Source organism: Streptomyces sp. NPDC002851, from assembly GCF_053591935.1.
Genome location: NZ_JBSFUT010000078.1, coordinates 1 through 8,612, shown reverse-complemented (window position 1 = coordinate 8,612; position 8,612 = coordinate 1). Strand labels below are relative to the sequence as shown.

Annotated in this window: 7 protein-coding genes and 1 tRNA gene; 5 read left to right on the top strand and 3 right to left on the bottom strand. The window is 69.9% G+C overall.

The window, feature by feature from the left end; all coding sequences use genetic code 11:
- Positions 1-228: 228 nt before the first annotated feature.
- Entirely contained in the window at positions 229-1,449 is a 1,221-nt protein-coding gene (locus ACWD10_RS38150; RefSeq protein ID WP_451098395.1) for an acetyl-CoA C-acetyltransferase, read from the top strand.
- 265 nt (positions 1,450-1,714) lie between these two features.
- Positions 1,715-2,644 (top strand): hypothetical protein, encoded by a 930-nt coding sequence (locus tag ACWD10_RS38145; RefSeq protein ID WP_451098394.1) that lies wholly within the window; start codon positions 1,715-1,717, stop codon positions 2,642-2,644.
- A gap of 138 nt (positions 2,645-2,782) precedes the next feature.
- Here the strand turns inward: ACWD10_RS38145 and ACWD10_RS38140 are convergent, their stop codons facing one another.
- Positions 2,783-3,112 carry a hypothetical protein gene (locus ACWD10_RS38140; protein WP_451098392.1) on the bottom strand — a complete coding sequence of 110 codons (330 nt, stop codon included), beginning with the start codon at positions 3,110-3,112 and terminating at the stop codon, positions 2,783-2,785.
- Positions 3,113-3,210: 98 nt separating this feature from the next.
- On the opposite strand from ACWD10_RS38140, the gene ACWD10_RS38135 reads away from it, so the two are divergent.
- The gene (locus ACWD10_RS38135; protein WP_451098397.1) at positions 3,211-3,441 is read left to right on the top strand and encodes a DUF4287 domain-containing protein; all 231 of its coding nucleotides are present in this window, start codon (positions 3,211-3,213) and stop codon (positions 3,439-3,441) included.
- A gap of 73 nt (positions 3,442-3,514) precedes the next feature.
- Here ACWD10_RS38135 and ACWD10_RS38130 read toward each other — a convergent pair whose 3' ends face one another.
- A complete protein-coding gene (locus tag ACWD10_RS38130) occupies positions 3,515-4,402 on the bottom strand; it encodes a Bax inhibitor-1/YccA family protein (RefSeq protein ID WP_451098390.1) in 888 nt (295 codons plus the stop codon).
- Positions 4,403-4,574: 172 nt separating this feature from the next.
- Positions 4,575-4,657 (bottom strand) — tRNA-Leu (locus ACWD10_RS38125).
- Positions 4,658-5,036: 379 nt separating this feature from the next.
- Here ACWD10_RS38125 and ACWD10_RS38120 point away from each other — a divergent pair.
- Positions 5,037-5,861 carry an ABC transporter ATP-binding protein gene (locus ACWD10_RS38120; RefSeq protein WP_451098388.1) on the top strand — a complete coding sequence of 275 codons (825 nt, stop codon included), beginning with the start codon at positions 5,037-5,039 and terminating at the stop codon, positions 5,859-5,861.
- 59 nt (positions 5,862-5,920) lie between these two features.
- Positions 5,921-8,464, top strand: coding sequence for an ABC transporter permease (locus ACWD10_RS38115; protein WP_451098386.1), 2,544 nt, complete (start codon positions 5,921-5,923; stop codon positions 8,462-8,464).
- The last annotated feature ends 148 nt before the right edge of the window (positions 8,465-8,612 follow it).

The window sequence follows — 8,612 nt, the reverse complement described above, 5'->3', positions numbered from 1 at the left end:
CTCGTCCTCAAGCGCCGGACAGGCTATTAATCAGCCCCTCCGGCGTTTGAGGAGCGGGGTCTGGGGCGGAGCCCCAGTTTCGGGAAGGGGTGGGGTGGGGAAGAAAACCACCCTGAGCAAGCGCTTAGAAAAGAGGCAGGCGTCACACGTCGACAACGGTGACCTTCGCACTACGTGCAGGTAACTTCCCTCACGGTCCTGCCGAATCCGCACCAAGGGAGCCCCCTCATGCCCGAAGCCGTGATCGTCTCCACCGCCCGCTCCCCCATCGGCCGCGCCTTCAAGGGCTCCCTGAAGGACCTGCGCCCGGACGACCTGACCGCCACCATCATTCAGGCCGCCCTCGACAAGGTCCCCGGGCTCGACCCGAAGGACATCGACGACCTGATGCTCGGCTGCGGCCTCCCCGGCGGGGAGCAGGGCCACAACCTCGGTCGCATCGTCGCCGTACAGATGGGGATGGACCACCTCCCCGGCTGCACCATCACCCGCTACTGCTCCTCGTCCCTGCAGACCAGCCGCATGGCGATGCACGCCATCAAGGCCGGCGAGGGCGACGTCTTCATCTCGGCGGGCGTCGAGATGGTCTCGCGCAGCGTCAAGGGCAGCTCCGACGGCCTCCCCGACACCCACAACCCCCTCTTCGCCGACGCCGAGGCCCGCACCGCGGCCCGCGCCGAGCAGGAGGGCACCGGCTGGCGTGACCCGCGCGAGGACGGCCTGATCCCGGACCCGTACATCGCGATGGGACAGACCGCCGAGAACCTCGCCCGCCTCAAGGGCATCACCCGCCAGGACATGGACGAGTTCGGCGTCCGCTCCCAGAACCTCGCCGAGGAAGCCATCAAGAACGGCTTCTGGGAGCGCGAGATCACCCCCGTCACCACCCCGGACGGCACGGTCGTCGGCAAGGACGACGGCCCGCGTGCGGGCGTCACCATGGAGGGCGTCGCGGGCCTGAAGCCGGTCTTCCGGCCCGACGGGCTCGTCACCGCGGGCAACTGCTGCCCGCTCAACGACGGCGCCGCCGCGCTCGTCATCATGTCCGACACGAAGGCGGCCGAGCTCGGCCTGACCCCGCTCGCCCGGATCGTCTCCACCGGCGTCACCGGCCTCTCCCCCGAGATCATGGGGTACGGCCCGGTCGAGGCCAGCAAGCAGGCCCTCGCCCGCGCGGGCATGACCATCGGCGACATCGACCTGGTCGAGATCAACGAGGCCTTCGCCGCGCAGGTGATCCCGAGCTACCGCGACCTCGACATCCCGCTCGACAAGCTGAACGTCAACGGCGGCGCCATCGCCGTCGGCCACCCCTTCGGCATGACCGGCGCCCGGATCACCGGCACGCTCATCAACTCCCTCCAGTTCCACGACAAGCAGTTCGGTCTGGAGACCATGTGCGTCGGCGGCGGACAGGGAATGGCCATGATCATCGAACGGCTCAGCTGAGCCCCGGAACGCCGAGCGTGACCGGGCGGTCACCCGGCCCCGCGTGACGCCCCGTGACCCGCTGAGTCCCGCCCGTGACAAAAACTCCCCCAGGATGTGACCTTCGCCCTGGGGGAGTTATGTTTTTGCAGGTCACGAGGTTGAACCCAGAAGTCCCGGGTAGAAAGACCTGTCCATTTCGTGCCCTAATGCACTGACAGGCTTTAACCCGCTCCGACAAGCTGTTGTAGGAAGTCGGGGGTCGACTGGAACCGGGAGTACGTCAGTGAGCGCCATGTCCCTTGCCCTGCTGCTCGCCACCGCCGCTGCCACGGCCGTGGGCACCGCTGCTCTGCACACCGCACGCGGCCTCCGCAAGCAGCTCACCGAGGTCTCCTCGCTCCGCGCCGAGCTCACCGAGCTCACCGAGCTCGCGGCGAACGGCTGCACGCACGCCGCCGTCCCCGCCGCCCGCACCGCCCCGGAGGCATCCGGCACCGAGGCGGCCCCGGACACGGCCACCATCCGCGCGGCCGTCGCCGAGGCCCTCGCCGACGAGCGGGAGCGCGAACTGGCCGAGGCCCGCGCCTTCTGGGCCGCACAGGAGGCCCGCGACGCCGCGGACGCCCCGTCCCCGCTCGGCAGCCTGCCCCCGAACCTGGCCGAGGAGCTGTTCCTGCCCCGGCAGGCCGACCTCGCGGGCCTCGACGAGCGCGAGCGTGAGCGTGAGCTCGAGCACGAACTGGCCGAACCCGCCGAGGAGTTCGCCAGCGCCACCGACGAATTCCCGGACGACTCCCCCGAGCTGGCCGCGGCCCGCCGCCGCCACCCCTCGCACCCCGACTTCGTCCCGGTCCGGCCCCCCAGGGAGCCCCACGACGACGACCTGGACCTCCACAAGGGCCCCGACGTCCGCGGCGACCACGAGCACACCGTCAGCTGTCTCGACGACCTCGCCCGGTCCCGTACCGCACTCACCGACGTACGCCCCGGCCCGCTCGGCACCCTCGACGTGTACGTCTTCGGCGACGGCACCACGCTCTGCATGACCCCGGGCCACCGCGAGACCGCGGAACGGCTTGCCTCGGCGGTACGCGCGGGCGACGCCCCCGTCCTGCTCGGCGGCTCGGGCGTATCGGGCGCGTACACCCTCACGTTCGCCTGCGGCGACGAGAACGTCTACATCCTCGCGGACCGCGTCATAGCCTCTGCGTGACCCCTGCGTGACCAAATAAAGCCCGTCCCGCGTTTGCGGACGAGCGCCTTCGGCGCGAAGGGAGCGGGGTCTGGGGGGCGCAGCCCCCAGAAGCGGCGACCACGGACGACGGTACGCAACGTGAGCCGGAAGCTCCGCCTACACGCCCGCACGTTTCTGTGCGCCCCGCACCAGCTCGACCGCCTCCGCGAGCTCCGCCTCATCCGTCAGCACGACGGCCAAATCACGCCCCGCAACGGTGATTTGGTCGGCCACCGTGAACAGCCCCGCATCCGGCAGCTCCCGCGGCTCGAGCGGCTGAGCGCCCGGCGGCAGACCCTCCTCGATCCGCTGCGCCCACACCGCCAACTGCCTGGCCAGAGCCAGCGCTTCGGCCGCCGCGCCGCGCTGGAGGCGGCTCTCGGTGGCGGCCCGCAGACGGTCGGCGAACTGGTCCACGGCATCGTTCAGAGGCGTCGTATCAAGCACTCCGCGACCCTATGCGCCGCTCCCGGGCTGTTGCCAACACCCCAACCCTCAGGCACGGTGACGTGAAGGACTTGCATCGACAGCGTCCGGAGGCGCCGATGTCCCTAGTCTTCTCCGAGGAGACCCACCGCAATCTGCTCGCCCGCATCCCCCATTGCACAGGCCGCGAAGTGTCCGACTGGCTCCGCGCGGTCGACGAAGGCCCAGCCTTCCTCCGCTTCGAGGAAAAGGTCAGCTGGCTACGCGGCGAATACGACCTCGCCTACGGCCACGCGAAAGCGATCATCCACGAATACGACATGAGGCGAGCTGCGCGCAGGCTCCTCTGAGTCCGCCGCCAGACGCCGAAGGGCCCGCGGAGCGATCCGCGGGCCCTTCTGTGTGCGCTTACGCCGAGGAACGTCAGTCGTTCCCCTGCAAGATGGAGATCAGGCGCAGCATCTCCAGGTAGATCCAGACCAGGGTCAGGGTCAGACCGAACGCGGCCAGCCAGGACTCCTCGCGCGGAGCGCCGTACGCGATGCCGTCCTCGACCTGCTTGAAGTCCAGGGCGAGGAAGAAGGCGCCGAGCAGAATGCCGACGAGCCCGAAGACGATGCCCAGGCCGCCGGTGCGGAAGCCGAGGCCGTCACCGCCGCCGAAGACCGCGAACAGCAGGTTCACGGCGGTCAGTACCAGGAACGCGGAGGCCGCGATCAACAGGTAACGCGTGAAGCGCGCCGTGACCCGGACGATCCGGGTCTTGTAGAGCACGAGCATCGTCACGAAGACGGCCATCGTGCCGAGCACGGCCTGCATGGCCGCGCCCTGGGCGACGTACGTGTTGATGTAGTTGCTGATCGCGCCCAGGAAGAGGCCCTCAAGTCCCGCGTACGCCAGGATCAGCGCCGGGACGGCCTTCCTCTTGAACGCCTGGACCAGGGCGAGGACCATCGCCACGAGGCCCGCGCCGATGGCGATCGGAAGGGCCAGGTTCATCACCCAGGCGACGGTCGCGCCCGCGATCACCAGGCCGAGCGTGATGCCCGTCCGCATGACGACGTCGTCCATCGTCATCCGGTTGCCGGTGGTGACCGGGGCCTGCGGGGCGCCCTGCTGGAGGTCCTGCTGCGCGTAGGGGTTCTGCGCGTACGGGTTCGTCGGGGCCTGGGCATACGGGTTACCGCCCGCGTACGGGTTGCCCTGGGTACCGACGGCGGGGCCCCCGGCCTGCGGCGCCGAGCCGAAGCCCGCATAGCCGTTGTCGCGGCTGAACCCCCGTCGCGAGAAGACCGGGTTGCTGCTCCTCATTTCACTCCTCCATGGCCACCCTGCGTGGCCTTGCGTCAAGAGTAATGGGTAGGCAAAAGTTGCACCCTAGTGCTCTAGGAGGATCTTCCCGCGCCCGGGCGACAAGGGCAACGTCCGGCCCGGGAACGAAACGCGGTCACGGCAGAACGCAGCGGGGCAAGAGGGCGGAAGGTGCCCGGAACCGGACTCGAACCGGTACGCCCCCGAGGGGCAGCGAGGTTTAAGCTCGCCGTGTCTGCATTCCACCATCCGGGCAGGCCGTGGACTCCGCGTCTGTCGGACCTCCGAGCCTATCCGGAGGCTTCCCCCGAACAGCTCAAGACCGACTCGATGTTGTCTTGTTTTGTTGACGATTGAGGGTGCGTCAGACAACAGAAGCGGTCCTCGGGGCCGCCGCTACGGGCCTGCCGAGGCGCCCGGACCGCGTCCAGGAATGACGGAATTCCGTCCCTCGGAAGATGGCCCGGCTCAGGGTCGGGCGTCATCCCCAAGTAGGACGGCGGGCCCCGGGGTCCGTCTGCAGAGGAACCCGCAAACCGGCCCCGGGCCTGACTGCGGCGGGGAAAACGGACCGGACGATGGAACGGTCCGATCGCGAAGTCCCGCCCCGCCATGCCGACAGGAGCACCCGACCGTGACCACCACCCCCCTCGCGCAGCAGGCCACCGCCGTCGCCGCGCGCGCCACCGAGCTGTCCAAGATCTACGGCCAGGGCGAGACCCAGGTGGTCGCCTTGGACCGCGTCACGGTCGACTTCCGGCAGGCCGAGTTCACCGCGATCATGGGCCCCTCGGGTTCCGGCAAGTCCACGTTGATGCACTGTGTGGCCGGGCTCGACTCGTTCTCCAGCGGGTCCGTACGGATCGGCGACACCGAGCTCGGGTCCCTGAAGGACAAGCAGCTCACCCGGCTCCGCCGGGACAAGATCGGCTTCATCTTCCAGGCGTTCAACCTGCTGCCGACGCTCACGGCGTACGAGAACATCACGCTGCCCATGGACATCGCGGGCCGTAAGCCCGACAAGCAGTGGGTCGAGCAGGTGATCCAGATGGTCGGCCTGTCCGGGCGGCTCAGCCACCGGCCCAGCGAGCTCTCCGGCGGCCAGCAGCAGCGCGTCGCCGTGGCCCGCGCCCTGGCCTCCAAGCCGGAGATCATCTTCGGCGACGAGCCGACCGGGAACCTGGACTCGCGCTCGGGGGCCGAAGTCCTCGGGTTCCTGCGGAATTCGGTGCGCGAGCTCGGCCAGACCGTCGTCATGGTCACCCACGACCCGGTCGCCGCCGCCTACGCGGACCGCGTCGTCTTCCTCGCCGACGGGCGGATCGTCGACGAACTGCACGAGCCGACCGCCGACACCGTCCTGGACCTCATGCGGCGTCTTCCTGGGGGCGCGACATCAGCGGCCGGCGCCGCGCGGCCCCAGACCCCCGGTTTCGACGCCAAGGGCCGCGTCAGCTGACCCGGCCCTGACCCGCCGAGCAGCCTCCAACTCATCCCAGGACCCCAGGACTTCACACCATGTTCCGTACCGCCTTGCGCAATGTCTTCGCGCACAAGGCCAGGCTCCTGATGACGGTGCTCGCCGTGCTCCTCGGCGTCGCCTTCGTCTCCGGCACCCTGGTCTTCACCGACACCGTCTCGCGCGCCTACCAGAACAGCTCGGCCAAGGGCTTCGACCACGTCGACGTGGCCATCAAGCCCGGGGACGGCGGGGACAGTTCCGCCTCCGGGCGGCCCGGCGCGCCCGAGCGGCTGAGCCAGCGGCTGCTCGACCGGGCGCGGCAGGTGCCCGGCGCCGAGTCGGCGACCGGTGTCGTCTCCGGCTTCGCGGCGATCGCCGGGAAGGACGGCAAGCTCGTCGGCGAGGGCTGGGCCACCACCGGCGCCAACTACTACCCGGGCAAGGACGGCAAGGACGCCCGCTACCCGATGTCCGAGGGTCGCGGCCCGCAGCACAAGGGCGAGCTCGCCCTCGACGCCAGGACGGCCGAGCGTGCGGGCTACCGGGTCGGCGACACCGTACGCCTCTCCATCGACGGGCCCGTGCTCAAGCAGAAGATCACCGGCATCTTCACCACCGATGACGGCAATGTCGCCGCGGGCGGCAGCCTCGCCCTCTTCGACACCGCCACCGCGCAGCAGCTCTACGGCATGCCGGGCGGCTTCAGCGAGATCGACGTGACGGCCGCGCCCGGTACGTCGCAGACCGCGCTCAAGGCCGAGCTCGGCAAGGTCCTGCCCAAGGGCGCCGCCGAGGCCACCACCGGCAAGGAGCTCGCCGACGAGCAGGCCCGGCAGATCGAGAGCGGCATGAGCGGCATGAAGACCGGCATGCTCGCCTTCGCCGGGATCGCGCTCTTCGTCGGCATCTTCATCATCGCCAACACCTTCACCATGCTGGTCGCCCAGCGCACCAAGGAGCTGGCCCTGATGCGCGCGGTGGGCGCCTCGCGGCGCCAGGTCACGCGCTCCGTCCTGATCGAGGCGTTCGTGGTCGGCGCGGTCGCCGGGGTCACCGGCCTGGCCGCCGGGATCGGCATCGGCGCCGGGCTGCGCTCGCTGCTCGGCTCCTTCGGCGCGAGCGTGCCCGACGGGCCGCTCGCCGTGTCGGCCACGACGGTCGCCGCGTCCCTCGCGGTCGGCATCGTCGTCACCGTCCTCGCCGCCTGGCTGCCGGGCCGCCGCGCGGCCAAGATCCCGCCGGTGGCGGCGATGAACAGCGTGCACGCCACGGCCACCACCAAGTCCTTGGTCGTACGGAACACCACCGGCGCGCTCTTCGCGGGCGCGGGCATCGCCGGGGTCCTGGCCGCCACGGGCATGGGCAAGGAAGGCGACGTACTGATGGGCGCGGGGGCAGGCGTGCTCGTGATCGGCGTCTTCATCCTGACGCCGCTGCTCTCGCGACCGGTCATCGCGGCCGCGGCGCCGCTGCTCCGGCTCTTCGGGGTCTCCGGCAAGCTGGCCCGGCAGAACTCGGTCCGCAACCCGCGCCGCACCGCGACCACGGCCTCGGCCCTGATGATCGGCCTCACCCTGATCACCGGCATGACGGTCATCGCGGGCAGCGTGCAGCAGGCCATCGACAAGATGGCCACGTCCTCCCTGAAGGCCGACTACGTCGTCTCGATGGCGAACTTCAACACGCTCTCGCCGGACGTGGAGAAGAAGCTGAACGAACTCGACGAGGTCACGGCGACGACCCCGCTGCGCAACTCCCCGTCCCGGATCGACGGCGACACCGAGTACCTGACCGGCGTCAACGCCAAGACCATCGGCGACCTGACCGCACTCGACTTCACGCACGGCTCGTTCGCGGACCTCGGCGGCAAGAAGGCGGTGGTGGACCAGGCCACGGCCGAGCGGCACGGCTGGAAGACCGGCTCGACCTTCCCGGTGACGTACGAGGACGGCAAGAAGGGCACGTTGCGGGTCTCGGGCGTCTACGAGGGCAACGAGATGATCCAGGGCATCCTCCTGGACAAGGACACCCTGGCCCCGCACCAGTCCGAGATCACGGACATGCGGGTCATGGTGAAGACCCGCGACGGCGCGACCGACGCGGCCAAGGACGCCCTGACGAAGGGTCTCGGCGACAACCCCGCGGTCCTGGTCGAGGACAAGAAGGACGTCTCCGAGGGCATCGCCCAGATGTTCACGCTGATGCTGAACATGCTGTACGGCCTGCTCGCCATGGCCGTGATCGTGGCGGTGCTCGGCGTCATCAACACCCTGGCGATGTCGGTCTTCGAACGGTCCTCGGAGATCGGCATGCTCCGGGCGATCGGCCTGGACCGACGCGGCATCAAGCGCATGGTCCGGATGGAGTCCCTGGTCATCTCGCTCTTCGGCGGCGTACTCGGAATCGGCCTCGGCGTCTTCTTCGGCTGGGCGGCCGGGGAGCTGATCGGCGGATCGCTCGGGACGTACGAACTGGTCCTGCCCTGGGGCCGGATGGGCCTGTTCCTCGCCCTGGCCGCGGTGGTGGGCGTCCTCGCGGCGCTGTGGCCCGCGCGGCGGGCCGCCCGTCTGAACATGCTGACGGCGATCAAGGCGGAGTAGCAGGATCCCCAGCCCCGCCCCTTCCCGACTCTGGTAGCCCCTCCGGCGTTTGAGGAGCGGGGGTGCAGGGGGCGGAGCCCCCTGCTTTCGGGAAGTGGCGGTGGACGGCGCGCAGCAACGGCAGCATTGTGCGTACGACGAAAGGCAC